Origin of the sequence: Actinoallomurus sp. NBC_01490, assembly GCF_036227085.1 — a bacterium.
Lineage (GTDB): Bacteria > Actinomycetota > Actinomycetes > Streptosporangiales > Streptosporangiaceae > Actinoallomurus > Actinoallomurus oryzae.
The window spans coordinates 11762327-11782928 of record NZ_CP109433.1; the positions used below are offsets into that span (position 1 = coordinate 11762327).

Consider the following 20602-nt stretch of genomic DNA (forward strand, 5'->3'; position numbering starts at 1 on the left):
GGGGCCGCCCGCTCTCACGTCAGTTCCAGAAGGTCACCTCCGGAAAGGCCGATGAGGGCCCGTCCAGCAGGGGCTCGGGCCGGTGCCGGAGGCTCCGGTCGAAGAAGGCGCCGACGTAGGCCCGCGTGATCTGTACGGCGCGGGTCCCGGAGATGTCGGCGCCGAAGGCGAGGCCGAGCTGGTCCGCGAGCGGGTGCAGGTCGGTGAAGGAGGAGTGCTGCGTGCCGGCCACGGTGATCCACCGTTTCCATCCGGTGAGGTGCTGCCACGCGTCGCCCCAGGTCGTGTCCTTGGAGGTCGGCGTGTGCATGGCCGCGGTGCCCACGAGCAGGAACGGGCGGGAGAGTCCGGTGACGGGCGTGTTGAACGTGCCGTCCATGTTGACCCCGGCCCGTACGCGCGGGTCGGCCGCCATGGTCACGGCCGTGCTGTCCCCGCCGAGGGAGTGCCCCGCCATGCCGATACGGGAGGCGGAGATGCCGCCCTTCCACACGGGGCGCGGGCCGGTGAGCCGGTCGAGGACGAACGACAGGTCGGCGGCACGGCCGGCGGCCAGCTTCCGCGCCAGCGCGGGCGTCTGATCGAGTTCACAGGCGACACACGTGGTGGTGTGGCCGTCGGGGAAGGTCTCACCGAAGTTCTCGTACGAGTGGTCGACCGCGGCGACCACGTAACCCCGGCTCGCCAGGTCCTCGCCCAGCGAGGTGAGCGACGAACGTGGCAGCGAGAACCCCGGGGAGAGCACGACCAGCGGATGCCGCCCGCGGGCCGGCGTGGCGTCCGCGTACGCGTCGGTGCGCGTGCGGCTCAGTGTGTCCGGCGGCACGGTGGTGATGCCCTCTCCCTTGAGCAGCAGCGCCGATTCGTCCGGCGTCATGTACGCGGCGCGCGGGCCCCGCGCCGCCGACGCCGGGTACCACAGCGACACCATCAGCCGGCGCGCACCCGACGACGGCACCCACGGGTCCGTACGCGACGAGTCGACCAGCTGCAACGTCGTGGCCCCCACCGGGCGCGGGCCGGTCGGCCGCGGGAGGCGAAGGGTGGGCTCCGCGGTCGCCTGGGTGGCGGCGGTGCAGGTGAGAAGGGTGGCGGCCAGCAGGCCGCCGAGAATGGATTTCCGCATGGACCGCAGCCTTCAGCGATGCGGCGGCGAACACGTCTGCCGGTCGTCGGTCGGCCGGCTACGACTTTCGTCGGCGGCCGGTACGACGATCGTCGTGGGTTCATGTCGCGGACCGGCCGTACGCTCGAGGCCATGGAGCGACGCCGGTGATGGAGAGGCTGAGGCGTATCGACCGCCTGATCGACCCGGCTCTTCCGTGGGTCCTCGGCGCGGTCGTCGGCCTGCTGTCCGTGGTCTACGCCGAGGGCTTCCTCGGCATGCTCTACCCGCCGGCGACCGGCCCGGCGGCGCCGTGGCTCCACCCTCTGATCATCGTCTTCTGCGTGGCGTGCGGGGTCGCGGCCGGTCTCGCCCGGCGCCGGCGGTGGCCCGTGTTCGCGCTGGCGGCGCTGGGCTGGGTGTGGCTGGCGCTCTGGCCCGCCTCCATGGTCGCCGCGTACTACGCCGGCACGAGCCTGCGGCGGACACGCGTGGTGACCTTCGGCCTGGCGGCTCTCGCGGTCGCCGGCGTGTCGATCGGGACCGGGGCCGCGGTCGGCGGATCCCGATACCTCGCGACCGCGACGTTCCCCAACATCGCGATCCTGCTCGCCGTGCTGGTGGGGCTGCCGCTGGCCACGGGCCTGTGGGTGAACGCGCGGCGGCTCGCCTTCGCCGCGCTCCGCGAGCGCGCCCGGCGGCTGGAACGCGAGCAGGTGGCCCGCGACGAGCAGGCGCGTGCGCAGGAACGGACCCGGATCGCCCAGGAGATGCACGACGTCGTCGCCCATCGCGTCTCCCTGATGGTGCTGCACGCGGGGGCGCTGGAGGTCGGCGCCGGCGACGAGCGCACGGCCGAGGCGGCCGCCCTGATCCGCGGCATCGGCCGCGAGGCGCTCAGCGACCTGCGGAACGTCCTGGGCGTGCTCCGCTCGCCGTACGCGGGCGAGGCCACGGTGCCCCAGCCGACGCTGTCCGACCTCGACCGGCTGCTCGACCAGACCAGGAGCCTGGGCATCCGCGTCACCCGGCGCGACGAGGGCGAGGTACGGGCGCTGCCGGACCTGGTCGAGCGGACCGCCTACCGTGTCGTACAGGAGGCCCTGACCAACGTGCACAAGCACGCCGGCGGCGCGCCCACCGAGGTCGCGCTGCGCTATCTTCCGGGCGAGGTCGAGGTGGCGGTGTGCAACGATCCCGGTGACGGCCCGGACGATCCGCTGCCCGGCGCCGGCCTGGGCCTGAGCGGGCTACGGGAGCGCGTGGGGCTGCTGGGCGGCGCGTTCGAGGCGTGCCCGCGGCCGGACGGCGGGTTCGAGATGATCGCGAGGCTGCCGGCCGAAGGAGGTACCGGTTGATCAGGGTGCTGGTCGTCGACGACGAGGCGCTCGTACGGTCCGGGCTGCGGCTGATTTTGGAGGCCGCCGGCGACATCGTCGTGGTGGGCGAGGCACGGGACGGCGCCGAGGCCGTCGCCGCGGTCGAACGGCTCCGCGCCGACGTCGTACTGATGGACGTCCGGATGCCCGGCATGGACGGCCTGACCGCCGCGGAGCGCATCACGCGGCGGGACGACCCGCCAAAGGTGATCATGCTCACCACGTTCGACCTGGACGAACACGTGCACCGGGCGCTGCGCGCCGGTGCCGTCGGGTTCCTGCTCAAGGACACTCCCCCCCGCGACCTGGCCTCCGCCGTCCGTACGGTCGCGGCGGGCAACGCCATGCTCGCGCCCACCGTGACCAGGCGGCTGATCGAGTCGTACGCCGAGCGGCGCCCATCGCGCGCCCAGGCGGCACACGACCGGTTCGCCGCCCTCACCACACGGGAACGCCAGGTCGTCCGCGCGGTCGCCCGCGGCCTGTCCAACGCCGAGATCGGCCGGGAGCTCACCATGCGGGAGGCCACGGTGAAGACACACGTCAGCCGCGCACTCGCCAAGCTCGGCCTGACCAACCGCGTCCAGGCGGCGATCCTGGTGTACGAGGCCGGCCTGATCTGACCTTCCCAACTGACCGAGCTTGCTGCGGATGCCACCGCCGGGTCCCGGGGAAATAACAATCGACGTTCGGGCAGCCGGTGTGAATATGGCCGATTTCTTGGTCTGCCTCAGCGCGATCTCTAATGCGACGCTGCTTCCGGCCCATCCGCGACCTTTGAGCCGTCGCGTCACACGGCGTCCAGGAGGGTTCGGAGGGTCTCGGACTCCGCGGGCATGCCCGCTCGCTCGAAGAAGCGCAGTGCCTGGCGCCAGCAGCGGCGCGCGTTGTGCCGGGCACCCCTGCGCAGGTGGAGGCGTCCGAGGCCTTCCAGCACCTTGGCCCGTTCGTACGGCTCGCCGATGACGCCGGCCAGCTTCAGCGCCTCGCGGAACGCCTCGTCGGCGTCCGCGAGGCGCTCGTCCGCCAGCAGCACCTCCCCGATGCGCCGCAGCGCCTTCGTCTGCTCGAACATTTCCGATATTCGCCGCGAAAAGGCCAAAGCCTGCTCGAAGTGGATCAGCGCCTCCCCGTGCTGCCCCATCCCGAAATAGGTCGTTCCGATCTCGATGAGCGTTTCTATCTCGTTCCGCTTGTCCCCAATCTGCCGATATGTAAGCAATGCGTAGCGGAACCCGGTCAGCGCTTCGTCGTACCGTCCGGTATGTAAATGGATGCGCGCCATGTTGTTGCGCCAGATCGCATCGTGCTGACGGCTCATCTCCGGCATGACGCGGGAGGCGTCCTCGTAGTATCCGCGCGCGGCGTCGACCCGGCCCAGCCGCAGCATCAGGTCGCCCTGGTTGTTCAGCGACATCAGCAGCCCGCGCGGGTCGTCGATCGACGCGTAGATCTCCAGAGCCGTGTTCCGGCGGTCGGCGGCCTCCTGGTACCGGCCGACGAACTCCAGGAAGATCGCGATGTGGTCCAGCACCCGGGCCTCGCCGCGCCGGTCGCCCAGCGACCGCCGGATCGCCAGCGCCCCGCGCGAGCTGGTCAGAGCGTCGCGGTACAGCGACCGCTGCCACAGGATGAGTCCGCGATGGGCCAGGACATCGGCCTCCCCCCGCGCGTCGCCGAGCGACCGATAGATCTCCAGGGACGCCCGCGCGTGGTCGAGCGCCTCGCCGTACTGCCCGGTGCGGAACCGCACGCCGCTCAGGTCGAGCAGCGCCTGTGCCTCTCCGGCCGCCTCGCCCAGCTCCCGCCAGGCCTCGACCGCGCGCCGGTGCAGGACGTCGGCCCTGTCCCAGTGTCCCCCGGCGTCGAGGTATCCGGCGAGCGCGTGCGCGAGCAGGGCCGTATGCCGCAGGGCGCCCACGCTCTCCGCGTACTCGGCGGCGGCGAGAAGGTTGGCGTACTCCGCCGTCATCCACGCGTCCGCCTCGGCCGGGGTCGCGAACGGCGCCGGGTCGGGCGGCGGGACGTCACGGCCGAGGTCGCGGCCGTGCGCGTGGAGCAGCCGGTCGGCGAGCAGCGCGGCGGACACCGCGTGGTCGAGCTGGCACCATACGGCGTCCCGGCGCACCGACTCCGAGTCCTCACCGGCCGCCCGCTGACGCGCGTAGTCGCGGACCAGGGCGTGGAACCGGTACCGCCCCTCCATCGGCTCGGTCAGGAGATGGTGGTCGAGCAGTTCCTCGATCAGCCGGTCGGCGTCGCCCGGCGGCTCGCCGGTGATCGCCGCCGCGCCGTGGAGGGCGAAGTCCGCGCCGAGGTGCAGGCCCAGGCGGCGGAACCCCCGGCGCGCCCGGGGAGCGAGCCCGCGGTACGACAGGTCGAAGGCCGCCGTGATCTCGCGGTCCGCCGCCCGGATCTCGGCGAGCCGCCGGTTGCGCGCCGCGAGCCGTTTCGCGAGGACGGCGCTGGTCCAGGCGCGGCGGTGCCGTAGCCGGTTGCCGACGAGCTGGATCGCGAGCGGCAGGTGGCCGCAGAGCGCGACCACCTCGGCGATGTCGCCGGGCGGGGACGCCCGGTCTGGTCCGATCGCGCGTTCGAGCAGGTCGGCGGCGTCGGAGGGACTCATCACGTCGATCGAGTGCGACCACACGTCGTCCAGGCCGACGAGCCGCCGCCGGCTCGTGATCAGGGTCAGGCAGCCCGGCGCCGAGGACAGGAGCGGCTGGATCTGCTCACGCCCGCGAGCGTTGTCGAGGACCACGAGCACCCGGCGGCCCGCGAGCTCGGCCCGCCACAGCGCCGTGCGCTCCTCGACCGACGGCGGGACGCCCTGGATGCCGAGCATCCGCAGCAGCGCGTCCAGCGCGGCGGCGGGGGTGGTCGCCTCCTGCTCGGCGTCCAGGCCGTGGAGGTCCAGGTACAGCTGCCCGTCGGGGTACTCCTCGGCCAGCCGGTGCGCGAGATGCACGGCCAGCACCGTCTTCCCGACGCCGGCCATGCCGTCCAGGGCGATCACCGTGGGACGCCCCGGGCGCGTGGGAGAGGCGACCTCGATCAACGCGCGGACCTCCTCCTCACGTCCGGTGAAGTGCCGGATGTCATCCGGCAGGGTGCGGCGCGGATCGCTCACCACGGCCCGCGCCCGCGGCACCGGGAGCAGGGTGCGGTCGCGCCGCAGGATCCGCGCCTGGAGTTCCTGGAGCTCCGGGCAGGGCTGGGTCTGCAGCTCCTTCCACAGCCGGTGGCTGGCGTCGTGGTACACCGTCAGCGCGTCGGCGTGCCGTCCGGCGCGGTAGAGCGCCTTCATGAGGTGCTCCACGAGCTTCTCGTTGTACGGGTGCTCCTCGACCAGGACGCGGAGTTCGCTCACCAGGTCGGTGTGGTGCCCCAGCCGCAGCTCCACCTCGACGCGTTCGAGGGTGGCGCCGAGGAGTTCGTCCTCGATGGCCCGGCGGATGCCGTCCGCCCATGCGCTGGACAGATCGGCCAGTGGCCGGCCGTGTACGAGGGCGTGCGCGCCGCGGAGGAGTTCGAGCGCCCGTTCGTCGTCACCGCTCGCCGCGATGGCCCGCGCCTGTCTTCGCAGATTGCGGAACCGGTGCAGATCGATGTCCTTGGAATCGGCCTGGAGGACATATCCGCCGGGCCGGAAAGTTCCGATGGTCGCGTCGTCGCCGATACTGCTGAGCCGTGCGCGCAACCGCGAGACATATGTGTGCAGATTGGCACGTGCGCCGGGTGGCTCCGCCCCGTCCCAGACCCAGTCGACGAGCGTTTCCATGGGCACCGGAATCCCGGGTGTCTGGGCGAGAATCGCCAGCACACAGCGCTCTTTGGTGCGCCCGACGGCGTGTCGCCGGCCATCGGACCAGAGCTCTACCGGACCGAGAATTCGGAACTCCACCAACGACCTCTTCGGTGGATCTTCACATATTCATCACATGGTTTCACTCACGGTGTCATCATGACCAGAAGCCCCCATGGCCGATATGGGTCGCCCCTCTGACGCATGGCAAGCCTGCGTCAAGGCTTCGTCAAGGCGCGTCGCCGACTCTCATTACATGTTCGGTTTCGAATGGCGCCGGTCTCCGGTCGGACACGACACGGGGATCTGGGGGGCGCCCGGCGACCGCCACACCGTTCTCGTCGTGGTCCGCAGCGCCGCGTGCGGACAGCATCTGCTGGACGTCGTCCGGCTGGTGGAGTCGGACCCGCGCGTCAAGGTCGCGTTCACCACCGACTGCGACATCTACCACCGAGGGGTCGAGCGGCTTCTCAGCGACGTCGGTGCCGTGGTGATCTCCTGGCGGGACGCCACGGCGCGCGACTTCGGGCTGGCCGTCGCCACCGACCTCGCCGCCGTACGCAGGGTGCGCGCGCCGTCGGCCGTGATGCCGTTCGGCGAGCGCATCGAGGCCGCCGCGCTGCGCGAGGCCCACCGCCGCGACCTGCCGTGCGCGTCCGGCGCCCATCGGGTCGTGCACCGCTGCGGCGCCGGGCCGGCGTCGATCGTGCTCGCGCACGAGGCCGAGGTGGCGCGCCTCGCCCGGAGGCACCCGGAGACGCTGCCGGTCACGACGGTCGCCGGCGACCCGACCTACGACCGGCTCACCGCGAGCCTGCCGCTGCGGAACTTCTACCGGCGCGCGCTCGGCGTCGGCCCGCGGCAGCGCCTCGTCGTCGTGGTCGCACGGTCCGCGGCGCGCCCGCCCGGAGCGACGGACCTGCTGGCCCGGCTCCCCAGGGAGCTGCCGGCGGAGGAGTACCGGGTGATCGCGCTGTTCCCGCCCGAGCCGGGCCCGGGAGGGGTGGGCCTGGCCGACTGCCTGCGCGGCGGGCTCGGGGTGCTGCCGCCCGAGGGCGACTGGCGCGCCGCGCTCGTCGCCGCCGACTGGATCATCGACGACGGTGCCGTCGGCCCGTACGGCGCGGTCACCGGGGTGCCCGTGCTGCTCAGCGGCGTCGAGGACGCCGACATCGCTCCGGACTCCGCCCTCGCCGAGCTCGCCCGGGTGGCGCCGCGGCTGTCGCCGTACCGGCCCATCGAGCCGCAGCTCCACGCCGCCGCGGCCCGGCACCGGCCGGACCTTCACCGGCCGGTGCTGGAGCGCATCACCTCCGAGCCCGGCCGGTTCAACCGCAACATGCGGTCGCTGCTGTACCGCCACCTGCGGCTCCGGCAGCCGCTCAGCATCCCCACGACGGATCCGGTCTCTCCGCCGTTCCGCCTCGACTAGACACGGGAGACACGATCGTGGAAACGAGCCTCATCGCGGCCCACCTGCTGCGCGTCGAAGACTCACTGGCCCTGGACCACCTGCCGCCGGACGGGCGCGCCGCGTACCGGCCGGCCCGGCCCGAGGCGGAGATGCCGGGCATGCTGGTCATCCCGTCGGGCCGGGGGCTGTCCGAACCGCACCTCGTCGTCATGACCGACCCCGACCGGCACCGGCTGCCGCGGCCGGCCGGGTGGATCACGACCGACATTCATCTCGTCGTCTGCGCGCGGAGCCGCCACGACCGCCCGGCTCCGGCCGTGCCGGGCGTGTTCGTACGGCGGGGACTCCGCGACCTCATCGCCCGGCGGCGCGGCGACGTCGTCGTCGGCCACCGTACGGGCGGTTGTGACCTGCGGTTACGCGACGGACGGCTGCTGGCGGTGGCGGGACCGCGGATCGCGCCGGCGTCGGCGGGTATCGGCTCCTGCTACGCCATGTACGGCTCGGCGGTGCACTGCTGGCAGACGGCGGGGATCTCGGTGACCGCCCTGGATGAGGCGGTCGTGGCCGTGGGCCGGTACGTCGCCGCGACCGCGGGACGACCGGCGCACTTCCTGGTGACCGGGCGCGCGGAGATGAAGCTCCGCCGGCCGAAACCGATGACAGCGGCGTTCCACGCCGCATAGGGGGAGGATCAGGTTGTCGAACGACGAATGGGTCCCGGGGCCCTTCGGGCCGGACGCGGCCAGGGGGACGACCGTGCCGGGCCAGCGGACGGTGCTCGCCGTCGTCCATCACCTCACCGCCGGCACGCGGCTGGCCGAAGTGCTTCCGCTGCTGGAGAGCGACCGCCGGATTCAGGTCGTCTACACGGCCGCGCCGTCGTCGCACTTCACCGGCGGGCTCGCGGACTACCTACACCGCCTGGGCGGCCTGACGGTGCCCTGGAGCCAGGCGATCCGGACGCCCTTCGACCTGGCGATCGCGGCGTCGAACGGACGGCTGGAGAGCCTGCACGCGCCCGTCCTGACGCTGCCGCACGGGTCCGGTCCCGGCAAGCTCTACCCGCGTATCCAGGGAGCCGGACCGGCCGCGCCCCGCCCGGTCACCGGCGTGCTCCGCGACCGCCTGGTGGTCGGCGGACGGGTCGTCCCGTCGGCGTACGTGCTGCCGCACGAGCGGCACCTGCGCCTGCTCGAGCGCGACTGTCCCGAGGCGTTACCCGTGGCGGTCGTCGGCGGCGACCCGTGCTTCGACCGGCTCGTCGAGAGCCGGTGGCGGCGCGCGGCCTACCGGCGTGCCTTCGGCGTCGGGCGCGGACGGCGGCTGGTCCTGGTCACCTCGACCTGGGGCGCGCACTCGCTGTTCGGGCGGCACCCCGACGTCCTGTTCCGCGTCGCCGCCCAGCTCTCACGCGAGGAGTACGCGGTGGTGGCGGCGCTCCACCCGGGCATCTGGACCATCTCGGGGCGGCGGCAGGTGACGCGCTGGCACACCGACTGCCTGCGCCACGGCGTACGGCTGCTGCCGCCGGAGGAGGGCTGGCGTGCCGCGCTGATCGCGGCCGACCACGTGATCGGGGACCACGGCTCGGTCACCTACTACGGAGCCGCGCTGGGCGTGCCCGTCGCCCTCGGGGCGTTCGCCGAGGATGACGTCGAGCCGGGCTCGCACATCTCCCGCCTCGGTGCGATCGCGCCGAGGATCGACTGGGACGCGCCGCTGTCCCCGCAGCTCCGCGCCTCCACCGGGTGCTTCGGTGAGGACGTCCACGCCGCGCTCCGTACGGAGCTCACCTCCGTGCCGGGGCGCGCCGCGCAGATCCTGCGGCGGGAGATGTACCGGCTGATGCGGCTGGCCGAACCGGACCTCCCGGCCCGGCTGGAACCGGTGCCGCTGCCGTACTGCGCGTCTCGCGACGGGCTGCGGGCCGCCTGATGGACACGAGCGCGTGGCGCGTCCGGGTGTATCCGGCGCCGGACGACGCGGACCCGTACCCCTTACCCGGCCCCGACCGGCGGCGCGTCGTCGTCACGGGACCGGCGACGCCGCCGGCCACGGCGGTGGTCCACCGCGTGTCGATCGACATGCGTCATCCCGGCGGCTCTGGGTTCGCCGACGAGCACCTGCTCGCGGACGCCGGCGTCCCGGGGCCCTGGCCGCCGATCGCGGATGTGATCGTCGCCGACGGGCCGCTCGGACGGGTGGCGGCCCTGCGCGCCCGATGCCCGGGGTGTCTCGTGGCGGCGTTCGGCCGACCGGGCGGCGAATATCTGCTGGAGGTCGCCGCCGACTGGTTCGCACGGCTGGTGCCGCTCGGGCCCAGGACCGTGGACGTGTGGCCGTACGCATCGTTCGTCCACACGTGGACGGTGACCGGCCGGCCCCTCGACGCGCTCGACGGCGGATGTCTGCACGACGGCCGGACGGGCGTCCGGATCAGCGTGATGGGGCGTCCGGAGGTGTGGCAAGTCGCCTCGTGACCTCGTCGGCCTGCGGTGCGCCCAGCTCGGTGTAGATGGTCAGCGCGGCCCGCAACCGGTCGCGTACCTCGTCCGGCTCGGCACGCCGCTCGGCGAGATCGGCGAGCGAGACGTGCACGCCGGCCTCCTCGTGCCGGGCACCCGCGGTCCGGGCGCTCACGAGCGCCCGGGCCAGCGCGTCGGCGGCCTCGTCGAGCCGGTCCGCGCGCAGGTACACCGTCGCGAGGCCGCCCAGCGTACGGGCCTGGTGGTAGTACTCCTCCTGCGCCTCGAACCAGCGGAGCGCCGCCGTGAAGTGCGCGATCGCCTCGTCGTGGCGGCCGATCGCGCTCTCCGCCTCACCGAGGTGGCGGGTCATCAGGGCGACACCGCGCGGGCGTCCGAGCTCCTCGTGGATCGCCCGGGCCCGCGCGAAGTGGCCGATGGCGCGCTCGCCGTGGCCCGTCGCGAACTCGGCCACGCCGAGCCCCTCCAGGGCGGACGCCTCGCCGAGCGGATGCCCGCCCGGCGGGTCGAGCCGCAGCGCTCGGCCGTTGTAGTCGATGGCGGACCGGAAGTCCCGGCGGTTGAGGTGGGCCGTGCCCAGCGCGGTGAGCATTCGGGACTCCGCCTTCGCGTCACCGCACTCGCGTGCGGCGGCCAGCCCGACCTCGTGCGATTCGAGCCAGCTGCCGTAGTGCTTGCGCAGCAGGAACAGCGGCCACATCGCCTCGCAGAGCTGCCAGGCGGCCTCGTGCAGCCCCGCCTCGTGGGCGTTCTCCACCACGGCCACGAGGTTGGCGCGCTCGCGTTCCAGCCAGCCGAGCGCGTCCTCCCGGCCGTCGAAGGCGGCGGCACCGTGCCGTGCTTCGTCGTAGTGGCCGCCCAGGTGCCAGCGGCCCGGCATGACGGCCAGGTCGGCCGCGACGGCCGTCCGCAGGTACCAGTCGGTGAGACGCCGCACGGCCGCCGCGCGACCGGTCGCGGACTCGGAGACGTCGGCCTCGCCCCGCGCGTGCAGGCGCACCAGGTCGTGGAAGTGGTAGCGGTCGCCGGGACCCTCCTGGAGGAGGTTCGCCCCGGCCAGGAGGTCCAGCAGGTGGGCGGCCTCCTCGGCGCCGGCGCCGAGGAGCGCCGCGGCGGCTCCGGCGTCGAAGTCGGTGCCGGGGTGCAGGCCGAGCAGGCGGTACAGCCGCCGGGCGGCCTCGTCGGGGACCGCGCCGTAGGAGGCGTTGAAGACCGCCTGCACCGACGCGTCGTCCTCGTCCCCGACGAGCGTGGCCAGCCGGCGTGTCTCGTCGGTCAGCTCGCGGACGACCCGCGCGATCGGCCAGCGCCGCCGCGCGGCGAGGCGCACTCCCGAGGCGCACACGGCCAGCGGCAACCGGCCGCACAGCGCGACGAGGGCGACGGCCTGCTCGCGCTCGCCCGCGACGCGCCCGTCGCCGAGGAGACGGTCGAGCAGTTCGACCGCTCCCTCGTCGTCGAGCGGTGCGACGTCGAGGAAGCGCGCGCCGTCCAGGGCGAGGCCCGTGAGGCGGTGGCGCGTCGTGACCACGACCAGGGCCGGTCCCGGGCCGGGCAGCAGCGGGCGTACCTGGGCGGCCGAGACGGCGTTGTCGAGCATGACGATCAGGCGCCGGCCCGTGGTCAGGGTGCGGAACAGCGCCGCCTGCTCCTCGGCGTCCGCCGGCACCGCGGCGGCGTCGACGCCGAGCGCGCGCAGGAAGCGTTCGAGTGGCTCGCCCGGCGGCATCGGCCGCTGCCCGGAGAATCCGCGCAGGTCGACGAAGAGCTGACCGTCGGTGTAGGACTCGCGGATCTGGTGCAGCCAGCGGAGCGCGAGGGTGGTCTTGCCGACGCCGCCCGTACCGCTGACCACGACGATCAGCGGAGCGCCGGTCTCCGGCGGTCGCTCGGCGAGCCGCCGCAGCGCGGCCAGTTCGCGCGTGCGGTCGGCGAAGAACCCGGCGGAGGGTAACTGCGCCGGCGCGGGGAGCGCGGCGGGAGTGCCGAAGTTGAACCGCACGTCGCCGTGAATGGAGCGGGCCTGCACGGCGGCTCCGGCGACATCTCCGGCCAATTGATTCTCCCAGCCACCATCGGCCCCGGTCGTCGCACTCTCGTCACGCAACAGGCCGCCCCTTTTTCTCCCGTCTTACATTGCCGCAGTATAGATCGCCGAACGACGAAAGCACGCGAGCTGACCAGGTCAGGCCGTTTCCCTGAAAGGCGGCACTGATCTCCTTTGCTCTGACAATTTGCACGATAACCAGCAATAAACGACAGCCGTCCGCCGACTCTTAGCAGGTCAGTAGCCAGATTGACGGAAGCGGTCGCGGGAATTGAATTGATGCGCGGCCCGATCTGTGGCCGCGTTGAATGCGACAGAAGTTAAATGACCGATACGCCGCGCGGATGCCGCTCGCCTCGTTCGTCTCGAGTCCGGTTCCCGCCGTGAAGGGAGCAGATGTGTTCATCCCCACCCGGCGGACGAGACGTGCCGGAATCGCCGCGCTGGCCGCCCTGGCGCTCGTCTCCGCGCCGGCCCGCGCCGACGTCGGCTCGCCGGACCACGGCGCCGATCCGCTCGCCGCGGTTCCGGTCAAACGGGCGTGCCCCGACACGTCCCAGCCGGGCATGGTGACCTGCCTCGCGCTCGTACGCACCGACGTGAAACCGCTGCACGGCGTCCAGCCGCAGCGCGCGCCCGCCGGGCTGGGCGCCACCGACCTGCGCGACGCCTACCGGCTCCCGACCGCGACCGCCGGCAAGGGCCAGACGGTCGCCATCATCAACGTCTACGACGACCCCAAGGCCGAGTCGGACCTCGCCGTGTACCGCGCGCAGTACGGCCTGCCGCCGTGCACCACCGCGAACGGCTGCTTCCGCAAGGTCAACGCCGACGGCGGGAGCCGGCTGCCCCGCGCCGACAGCAGCTGGGCCGAGGAGATGTCCCTCGACCTCGACATGGTCTCGGCGACCTGCCCGAACTGCAAGATCCTCCTCGTCGAGGCCGACCAGCCCTCGATCCCCGGTCTGGGCAAGGGCGTCGACACCGCCGTACGCCTCGGCGCCAGGTACATCTCCAACAGCTACGGCGGCCCGGAGTCGGCGTCCGCGAGCGCGAGCGACTTCCAGCACTTCGACCATCCGGGTGTCGCGATCACCGCGGCCTCCGGCGACAGCGGCTACGGCGTGCTGTTCCCGGCCACCGCCCCGCACGTCACCGCGGTCGGCGGCACGTCGCTCAACCGGGCGGCCAACGCGCGCGGCTGGAACGAGACGGCGTGGAGCGGTTCGGGCTCCGGCTGCTCGACGCGGGCGCCGAAGCCGCCGTGGCAGAAGGACACCGGCTGCTCGCGCCGCACCGTCGCCGACGTCGCGGCGGTCGCCGACCCGCACACGGGCGTCGCGGTCTATGACACGTTCGGGTTCGGCGGCTGGCAGGTCGTCGGCGGCACCAGCGCGGCGGCACCGATCATCGCCGGAACCTACGCCCTGGCCGGCTCCCTGCCCGCCAACGGGTACGCCGCCTCGGTGCCGTACGCGCACGCGGGCAGGCTGCACGACATCGTCGAGGGCAACACCGGCACCTGCACCCCGGCGTACCTCTGCACCGCGGGCCCCGGCTACGACGGCCCGACCGGCCTCGGCACGCCCGACGGCGTGGACGCCTTCCGCGCCGGCCAGGCGGGGTCGAGCCGGGCGCGGGCCCGCGCGGCCGGCGCTTCCCACCCGGCCCCGGCGGCGTCCCGTCCCGGCGCACCGCGCGGAGCCGTGGCGGGCAGAGCCGTCGCGGGTCAGGCCGTCAGGGGCGGCGGCGCCCCGGCGAGTACGGTCGCCGTGGCGCGTACGGCCGCGGTGGCGCTCCGGCCGCTCGCCAACGGCGGGTTCGAGACCGGCTCGCTGGCCGGCTGGACGTCCGCGGGCGTGGTGACCGGCGTGACCAAGGACCATCCGCACAGCGGCGGGTACGCGGCGCTGCTCGGGTATCCCGACGACCCGAAGAAGGGCGACTCCGTCATCCGGCAGGGCTTCACCGCCGTCCGCGGCAACCGCAGGCTGTCGTTCTGGTACAACGTCAGCTGCCCGGACCGGGTGCGCTACGACTGGGTGACCGCCTCACTGCGCGACGACACGACCGGCGCCACCCGCACGGTGCTGCCCCGGACCTGCACGTACGACAACAGGTGGGAGAAGGCCGAGGCTCCGGTCGTCGCCGGCCACGCGTACACCCTCACGCTGCTGAGCCACGACGACGGCTACTTCGGCGACCCGACGTCGGCCAAGTTCGACGACGTGACGCTGTCCTGACCTCAGGGGTGCAGGGGCAGTCCCTTGAGCGTCTTGTCCAGGGGGTTCTTCGACCCGAACACCACGAGACCCACCAGCGCCAGGTCCTCGGCCGCCACGGCGCGGACGACGGCGCGGTTGGCCTCGTCGTGCCCGGTCTTGAACATGTCCTCGGTGAAGACGGCGACGTCCAGGCCGCGGTTCACTGCCGAGGCGCGCACCCGGCCGAGCGCCTCGGCGTCGGCGGCGTAGACGAGCACGGGCTGGCGGAACATCGACAGGTACTCGGTGCCGGAGCCGTCCTCGTACGGCTCGCCGATGACCTCGGGGTGGTTCGCGGCGACCGCACCGGCCAGGAACGCGGTGACGTTGAGCTTCTGCCAGACGGCCAGATCCTCCCGGACCACAATGCCGATCTTGGTATCGAATCGCATGGGACCGATCCTGGCGCAGCGGCCCGCCGGGGTCTTGAACGCTCGTGCGCCTCTGACGAGCGACAATGGGGTGATGTCACGCGATTGGTCCCGTTACTGGCACTCGGGTGACCGGCCGCTGGAGGCCATGCACGCGCACTTCGAGCGGCATGTCTACCACCGGCACAGCCACGAGTCCTACTCCTTCGGCGTCACGGAGAGCGGCGCCCAGTCGTTCACGTGCCGCGGCGGTGCGCACACCAGCGCCAGCGGCATGGTGATGGCGTTCAACCCCGACGATCCGCACGACGGACACGCCACCGACGGGCTCGGCTTCACCTACCGCATGGTGCACATCGGGCCCGGTCTCGTACGGGACGTGCTCTCCGACCGGGACGGGCGCCCGGCCGCTCTGCCGCTGTTCGCCGAGCCGGTGATCGACGATCCGGTCGCCGCGTGGCACGTCCACGCCCTGCACCGCGCGCTGCTCGGCGGCGCACCGGCCCTGCGGCGCGACGAACTGCTCGCGGCCACGGTCGCGTGCCTCACCCGCCGCGCCACGCGGTCGCGGTCCGACCGGACCACGGCTCCGGACTCCGCGGTCGCCGCCCTCGCGCGGGACGTCATCCACGGCGCGTACCTGGAGGACATCACCGCCGACGACCTCGCCGCCGCGACCGGCCGTACCCGCTACGCGGTCTACCGCGCGTTCCGGGCGTCGTACGGGATGGCGCCGAGCGACTACCAGCGGCAGCTGCGGCTGCGGGCGGCCCGGGGGCTGATCGCCGCCGGCGAGCCGCTGAGCGACGTCGCGGCCCGTACGGGGTTCGCCGACCAGAGTCACCTCACGCGCTGGTTCACGCGCTACTACGGCGTCACGCCCGGCGACTACCGGCTCGCGCTCCTCAGGACGGGGTGAACCCGGGCAGCAGGACGGGCAGCCGCTCGGCGCCCGCCGCCGTCACCGTCAGCTCCCGCCCACCGGCCGGCGCGACGAGGCCCCGGTCGACGAAGGCGTCCAGCACGCAGCGGCCGAGCGCCCCGCCGAGGTGCGGAAGCCGCCGCGTACGGTCCAGGCAGGCGGTGGCGAGCTTGCGGCGCCCCGGGTCGACCGCCGCGACGTCGACGCCGAGCTCGCCGAAGAACGCCGGATCGGGTCCCAGGCTCCGGCCGTCGCCGGTCAGCGCGCCCCGCTGGACGAGCGCGCCGAACACCGCGACGCCGAGCCGCCCGGCGAGGTGGTCGTAGCAGGTCCGCGCGGTGTCGGCGGTGGTGACGGCCCGTTGGGGCCCGGCCCCGGGATCGGCGTGCGCGTACCGGGAGAGCGCCGCGAGCACGTCGCCGAGACCGGGGGCCGACATGCGGTAGACCGCGTGCCGTCCGGAGTGCTCGACGTCGACCAGCCCGGCCGCGCGCAGCCGTGCCAGGTGGTTGCCCAGGCGGGGCGCGGTCACGCCGAGGGCGTCGGCGAGCTGGGTGAGCGTGTGCGGGCCCTCGATGGCGAGGAACTGCAGGGCGGTGAGCCGGATCTGTCGGCGCTGGGCGACGGCCTGTGGTTCACCATCTGGGCGCTGTACTTCACCCGGGTCCTGCGCCTGCCCGCGCCGACCGTCGGCCTCGCCATGGCGCTGGCCGGAGGCGCCGGGCCGGCCCTGGCCGTACCGATCGGGGCCCTCGCCGACCGCCACGGCCCGCGCGGGGTCCTCATCACGGTCACTCTCGTACGGGCGGCGGCGATGGCGGGCTACCTGGCCGTCCACGGCACCGTGGCGTTCCTCGTGGTCACGGTCCTGTTCACGGCGCCGGCCAACGGCGCCACCGCGGCGCGGACCGCGATGGTGGCCGGCCTGGTCGGCGGGGACGCCGAACGGGTGAGGACGCTCGCCGGGCAACGCGTCGCCCAGCACGTCGGGTACGCCCTCGGCGCCGGACTCGGCGCGCTGGTGCTGTCGGCCGACCGGCCCGCCGGGTACCTCACGGCGATCGCGGGCGGCGCGGCCAGCTTCCTCGTGCCGGCCGCCGTGACCGCGACCGTCCCGGCCGTGGCGCCGGTCGCCCGGTCGCGTACGGCCCGGGTCCGGCCGGTGCTGCGCGACCGCCCGTACCTCGCCGTCGTCGGGACCACGGCGGGGCTCTCCCTGTGCTGGGCCATGCTGTCCACGGGGCTTCCGCTGTGGGTCTCCCGGTCCGGCCGGCTCCCGCTGGCGCTGAGCGGCGCCGTCGTGGTGATCAGCTCGGTCGGGATCGCCCTGCTCCAGGTGCCCGCCTCCCGGCTGGCGCGCGGCGTCGGCGCCTCGGCCCGTACGGCGGTGCGGTCCGGCGTCGCGCTCGCGGTGAGTTGCGTGCTCCTGGCCACCACGGGGGCCGGTCCCGTGCCGGTCGCGGCGACGGGGGTCGTCGTCGCGGCGCTGTTCCACGTGGCGGGCGAACTCGGCTTCGTCGCGGCGAGCTGGGGCCTGTCGATCACCCTGATGCCCGAGGACGCCCGCGGCGCGTACCAGGGCGCGTCGGAGGCGGCCACCGCGACGGTGCAGATGTTCGCGCCCGCGGTGTTCACGCTGGCGCTCACCGGGCTCGGTGCGGCCGGATGGCTCCTCGTCGCCGTGGTGTTCATCGGCTGCTCGGCGCCCCTACCGACACTCGCCCGCTGGGCCAAGCGGACCCGCCCGGAGCCGCGACACACCATCTGACCAGGTCGAACATTGGTGATCGCGCCCCCTCTGTTCGCTACCGTCGCGATCAAGGCCTCCGCGAGACGCGGGGGAGCGAAAGGAGCCCTCGTGCGAGTCGTGATCATCGGAGCGGGCATCGTGGGCGCCGCGGTCGCGGCCGGGCTGACCCGCCGCGGGGCGCGGGTCACGGTGCTGGAGGAACGTTTCCCCGGCGCCGGCACCACCGGCGCCTCATTCGGCCTGGTCGCCGCGGACCATCCGGAGTCGGAGTCGTACCACACGCTGACCCACGCCGCCGTCCACGCCCACCACGCGCTGGGCAGCGACGCGTTCGTGCCGACCGGACACCTGATGTGGGCGACGGAGCGAGCGGGCCTGGAGGAGCTGAACCGCCGCGTGGACTGGCTCGCCGGCCGCGACTACGCCGTCGAGCGGATCACCGCCGACCGGGCCGCCGAGCTGGAGCCGGGCCTGGTTCCACGCCCGGACGGCACCGAGTACGTGCTGTTCCCGGAGGAGGCGCACGTCTTCCCGGCCCGGCTGCTCGGCCGCCTGCTGGCCGAGGCGCGCGCGGGCGGCGCCGACGTCGAGACGGGCGTCGCCGTACGGGAGATCCGGTCGAACGGGTCGGGAGCGAACGTCGTGCTCGCGGACGGCGACGTGCGCACCGCCGACTACGTGGTGAGCTGCGCGGGCCGCTGGACCGGCACGCTGCTGGACGTCGCGACGCTCGACTCGCGCATGCCGGGCGCGCACACGGGAGGCTTCCTGGCGAGCACGACGCCGGTGACGGTCCCGCTGTCACGGGTCCTGACGACGGACCGCCTGAGCGTACGCCCGGACGGCGGGGGCCGCCTGCTGCTGCGCGCCCCGGACCTGGACGCGGCGGCCGACCCGGCGCTACCACCGCCTCCCCGGATCGGCGCGGAACTGCTGTCGCGACTGCCGGAACTGCTGACCGGCACCGACGGCGCACACGTGGAACAGGTACGCGTCGCCCAGTACGCGGGCCCGTGCCGCGGCCGTACGGCAGCCGGCTTCGTGGACCACGCGTACCGCGTGTACGCGGTGGTCACCCGCGACGGCATCACGCTCGCACCCCTGCTGGCGGACCTGGTCGCCGGCGAACTACACGGCACCGAGTCCGCCCTGCTGAGCCCGTTCCGCCCAGGCGCCGAAGTACTCACGTTCCCCGGATAGCCGCGTCACAGAGCTCCGGCGTCTTCGGCGGTGTGGACGGTGGGATGGACGGGACGGAAGCCGAGTTCGCGGCGGATCTTGGCGGTGTCGACGATGCCTTCCCAAGGGTCGTCGAGGGTCCGGCTCGCCGCTTCTTCGGCGGTCGGCTCGCGGTTGAGGTCGAGCAGTTCGAGGGCGGTGACGGGCGCGTCGTCGGCCACGTTGTAGATCTGGCCGTCCACGCCGTTCGCCTGGACGAGGCGTAGGAGGGCTTGGCCGACGTCGGCGTGGTGCACCATGTGCAGGCGCTTGTGCAGCGGCCAGTCACGTGCCCACAGCAGCGATTCGGCCAGGTGCGGATCTCCCTCGCCGTAGACGAACGCCAACCGGGCGATGCGCAGCGGCAGTCCCTCGGTTCGGTGGAGTCGCAGGAGTGCTTCTTCGGCGGCCACCTTGCTCGCCGGGTAGGCCTGCCCGGGTGGCGCGAGCTCGTCGGCCTCCGACGCCGGGCGACCCCGGCCCGGCCCGTAGACCCGTGTGGTACTGGCGTAGACGAACCGGCCGACGCCTGCCCGAAGGGCGGACTCGGCCAACGCGACCGTCGCGGTGTGGTTGACCGTGACCGCTTCCTCATCGGTCACGCCGCGGAACGCCGCACCCAGGTGAACGATCGTCTCGACGCCCTTGAGGGCATGCTCGAGAGCGCCCGGGTCACGCAGGTCGCCCACGGCGACCTCGGCACCGAGCCGGCCGAGGGACTCGGCCCGAACCGGGTCACGGACCAGGATGCGGACGGGTGGTGCCTGCTGCAGCAGGCGGGGGACGAACCGGCTACCGACTCGACCGGTGGCACCGGTCACCAGGACGGTCATCGCGACTCCCGAAGCTCGATGTGCTGTTGGCCTCGACGGTAGCAGAAGCTTTGATGAGTCCAACTATTTGACTCATCGAATATTTTGAGCGATCCTACGGACGTACCATGGCCGTCATGGAAGAACGCGGCCCCGACCAGGACGAGCAACTCAAGGCCGAGATCTGGAAAGCGCTGTATGACTTCTTCCTGGACGAGCACGAGCTTCATCTGGCGTCCGTCGCCGAGTTCGGCGTCAGCGCCGGCGATCTCAAGGCCCTCATGCGGCTGGTCCCCGGCCGCCGCGAGCCGATGCGCGCCCTGGCCGACATGTGGCGCTGCGACGCCTCGACCGTCACCTGGATCGTCGACCGGCTGGAGAAGCAAGGCCTGGTCGAGCGCCAGGCCCACGAGACCGACCGGCGCGTCAAGGTCGTCGTGCTGAGCGATCGCGGCAGGCAACTCCGCACACAGGTGCGCAACCGCCTCTACCGGCCACCCGCCGTACTGTCGGAACTGTCACACGACGACCTGCGGACGCTCCACCGGCTGTCCGGGCGGCTCCGCCCGGAAGCATCCGGCGCCGAGCGCGGTAACGACCAACCCCCGCCAGGCCCTCGGCCCCTGTGAGGGGCACCCTCACACGCGGCGAGCGTTCCGCCGGCGTCTGTCGCGACTTCTCACCGTAGGGTCCGCCCTCGCCGTCCAGCCTCCTCGTGTCCGGTGACACCGGGAAGGTGGAAGTCACACCGGATCCTCACAAGGGGTGTGACGATGGGCGCCCGATGTGCACCGCGACCGAGAACCTGCTGCTCGCCGGGCGCGTCCACGGGATGTCCCGTCGGGATCCGATGGCGCGGGCGCGTGAGCTCGTCGACAGGTTCGGCCTGGCCGACGCCGCGAACCGGCTGGTGCGGACGTACTCCGGCGGCATGGCGCGCCCCGGCACGGCGCATGCCGGGACGGCCGGCCGGTCCGGGGCGCTGTGGGTGGAGGCTCGCTACTGCACGGTCGCGCAGTAGGCGTC

At 73.3% G+C, this 20602-nt stretch carries 18 protein-coding genes; 12 read left to right on the forward strand and 6 right to left on the reverse strand.

Features of this window, described 5'->3' with window-relative positions:
- Nucleotides 1-19 precede the first annotated feature (19 nt).
- On the reverse strand, nt 20-1126 hold the full coding sequence (locus OG417_RS54025; RefSeq protein WP_329247727.1) for an alpha/beta hydrolase family protein: 1107 nt from the start codon (nt 1124-1126) through the stop codon (nt 20-22).
- A 149-nt stretch (nt 1127-1275) separates the two neighbouring features.
- Here OG417_RS54025 and OG417_RS54030 point away from each other — a divergent pair, with 149 nt between their 5' ends.
- Nucleotides 1276-2463, forward strand: coding sequence for a sensor histidine kinase (locus OG417_RS54030; protein ID WP_329263153.1), 1188 nt, complete (start codon nt 1276-1278; stop codon nt 2461-2463).
- Complete coding sequence (locus OG417_RS54035) at nt 2460-3107, forward strand: response regulator transcription factor (RefSeq protein WP_329247730.1); 648 nt, start codon at nt 2460-2462, stop codon at nt 3105-3107. The genes OG417_RS54030 and OG417_RS54035 overlap by 4 nt, the downstream gene beginning before the upstream one ends.
- A gap of 167 nt (nt 3108-3274) precedes the next feature.
- Here OG417_RS54035 and OG417_RS54040 read toward each other — a convergent pair whose 3' ends face one another.
- Nucleotides 3275-6388: an AfsR/SARP family transcriptional regulator gene (locus OG417_RS54040; protein WP_329247733.1), complete on the reverse strand. Its 3114-nt coding sequence runs from the start codon at nt 6386-6388 to the stop codon at nt 3275-3277.
- 157 nt (nt 6389-6545) lie between these two features.
- Here OG417_RS54040 and OG417_RS54045 point away from each other — a divergent pair, with 157 nt between their 5' ends.
- From OG417_RS54045 to OG417_RS54060, 4 genes are read left to right on the forward strand one after another with little or no spacing between them, the layout of a single operon-like run.
- Nucleotides 6546-7721, forward strand: coding sequence for a hypothetical protein (locus OG417_RS54045; protein ID WP_329247736.1), 1176 nt, complete (start codon nt 6546-6548; stop codon nt 7719-7721).
- Nucleotides 7722-7738: 17 nt separating this feature from the next.
- Nucleotides 7739-8389 carry a hypothetical protein gene (locus OG417_RS54050; RefSeq protein ID WP_329247738.1) on the forward strand — a complete coding sequence of 217 codons (651 nt, stop codon included), beginning with the start codon at nt 7739-7741 and terminating at the stop codon, nt 8387-8389.
- 13 nt (nt 8390-8402) lie between these two features.
- Complete coding sequence (locus OG417_RS54055; protein WP_329247741.1) at nt 8403-9641, forward strand: hypothetical protein; 1239 nt, start codon at nt 8403-8405, stop codon at nt 9639-9641.
- The gene (locus tag OG417_RS54060) at nt 9641-10186 is read left to right on the forward strand and encodes a hypothetical protein (protein WP_329247744.1); all 546 of its coding nucleotides are present in this window, start codon (nt 9641-9643) and stop codon (nt 10184-10186) included. Before OG417_RS54055 ends, OG417_RS54060 begins: the two co-directional genes overlap by 1 nt.
- On the opposite strand, the gene OG417_RS54065 is transcribed toward OG417_RS54060, so the two are convergent.
- Nucleotides 10143-12299 carry a tetratricopeptide repeat protein gene (locus tag OG417_RS54065; protein WP_329247747.1) on the reverse strand — a complete coding sequence of 719 codons (2157 nt, stop codon included), beginning with the start codon at nt 12297-12299 and terminating at the stop codon, nt 10143-10145. The genes OG417_RS54060 and OG417_RS54065 overlap by 44 nt on opposite strands.
- A gap of 338 nt (nt 12300-12637) precedes the next feature.
- Here OG417_RS54065 and OG417_RS54070 point away from each other — a divergent pair, with 338 nt between their 5' ends.
- On the forward strand, nt 12638-14482 hold the full coding sequence (locus OG417_RS54070) for a S8 family serine peptidase (protein ID WP_329247750.1): 1845 nt from the start codon (nt 12638-12640) through the stop codon (nt 14480-14482).
- A 2-nt stretch (nt 14483-14484) separates the two neighbouring features.
- Here OG417_RS54070 and OG417_RS54075 read toward each other — a convergent pair whose 3' ends face one another.
- Nucleotides 14485-14895: a DUF2000 domain-containing protein gene (locus OG417_RS54075; RefSeq protein ID WP_329247753.1), complete on the reverse strand. Its 411-nt coding sequence runs from the start codon at nt 14893-14895 to the stop codon at nt 14485-14487.
- Nucleotides 14896-14968: 73 nt separating this feature from the next.
- On the opposite strand from OG417_RS54075, the gene OG417_RS54080 reads away from it, so the two are divergent.
- Complete coding sequence (locus tag OG417_RS54080; RefSeq protein WP_329247755.1) at nt 14969-15793, forward strand: helix-turn-helix transcriptional regulator; 825 nt, start codon at nt 14969-14971, stop codon at nt 15791-15793.
- Here OG417_RS54080 and OG417_RS54085 read toward each other — a convergent pair.
- The gene (locus OG417_RS54085) at nt 15780-16403 is read right to left on the reverse strand and encodes an ArsR/SmtB family transcription factor (protein ID WP_329263157.1); all 624 of its coding nucleotides are present in this window, start codon (nt 16401-16403) and stop codon (nt 15780-15782) included. The two genes, OG417_RS54080 and OG417_RS54085, sit on opposite strands and share 14 nt — an antisense overlap.
- Between OG417_RS54085 and OG417_RS54090 the strand changes: the two genes are divergently transcribed.
- Complete coding sequence (locus tag OG417_RS54090; RefSeq protein WP_329247758.1) at nt 16359-17564, forward strand: MFS transporter; 1206 nt, start codon at nt 16359-16361, stop codon at nt 17562-17564. The two genes, OG417_RS54085 and OG417_RS54090, sit on opposite strands and share 45 nt — an antisense overlap.
- Before the next feature lie 90 nt (nt 17565-17654).
- A complete protein-coding gene (locus tag OG417_RS54095; RefSeq protein ID WP_329247761.1) occupies nt 17655-18746 on the forward strand; it encodes an NAD(P)/FAD-dependent oxidoreductase in 1092 nt (363 codons plus the stop codon).
- 5 nt (nt 18747-18751) lie between these two features.
- Here OG417_RS54095 and OG417_RS54100 read toward each other — a convergent pair whose 3' ends face one another.
- Nucleotides 18752-19597 (reverse strand): NAD-dependent epimerase/dehydratase family protein, encoded by an 846-nt coding sequence (locus OG417_RS54100; RefSeq protein ID WP_329247764.1) that lies wholly within the window; start codon nt 19595-19597, stop codon nt 18752-18754.
- A 116-nt stretch (nt 19598-19713) separates the two neighbouring features.
- Here OG417_RS54100 and OG417_RS54105 point away from each other — a divergent pair, with 116 nt between their 5' ends.
- Nucleotides 19714-20205 (forward strand): MarR family winged helix-turn-helix transcriptional regulator, encoded by a 492-nt coding sequence (locus OG417_RS54105; RefSeq protein ID WP_329247767.1) that lies wholly within the window; start codon nt 19714-19716, stop codon nt 20203-20205.
- Between the two features lie 155 nt (nt 20206-20360).
- Entirely contained in the window at nt 20361-20597 is a 237-nt protein-coding gene (locus tag OG417_RS54110) for a hypothetical protein (RefSeq protein WP_329247769.1), read from the forward strand.
- Nucleotides 20598-20602: the final 5 nt, after the last annotated feature.

Excerpts from the sequence above, each read along its gene's own strand:
- OG417_RS54030 (WP_329263153.1), top strand. The coding sequence starts at position 1,276 with ATGGAGAGGCTGAGGCGTATCGACCGCCTGATCGACCCGGCTCTTCCG.
- OG417_RS54025 (WP_329247727.1), bottom strand. The coding sequence starts at position 1,126 with ATGCGGAAATCCATTCTCGGCGGCCTGCTGGCCGCCACCCTTCTCACC.
- OG417_RS54105 (WP_329247767.1), top strand. The coding sequence starts at position 19,714 with ATGGAAGAACGCGGCCCCGACCAGGACGAGCAACTCAAGGCCGAGATC.
- OG417_RS54045 (WP_329247736.1), top strand. The coding sequence starts at position 6,546 with ATGTTCGGTTTCGAATGGCGCCGGTCTCCGGTCGGACACGACACGGGG.
- OG417_RS54060 (WP_329247744.1), top strand. The coding sequence starts at position 9,641 with ATGGACACGAGCGCGTGGCGCGTCCGGGTGTATCCGGCGCCGGACGAC.
- OG417_RS54080 (WP_329247755.1), top strand. The coding sequence starts at position 14,969 with ATGTCACGCGATTGGTCCCGTTACTGGCACTCGGGTGACCGGCCGCTG.
- OG417_RS54100 (WP_329247764.1), bottom strand. The coding sequence starts at position 19,597 with ATGACCGTCCTGGTGACCGGTGCCACCGGTCGAGTCGGTAGCCGGTTC.
- OG417_RS54110 (WP_329247769.1), top strand. The coding sequence starts at position 20,361 with ATGTGCACCGCGACCGAGAACCTGCTGCTCGCCGGGCGCGTCCACGGG.
- OG417_RS54075 (WP_329247753.1), bottom strand. The coding sequence starts at position 14,895 with ATGCGATTCGATACCAAGATCGGCATTGTGGTCCGGGAGGATCTGGCC.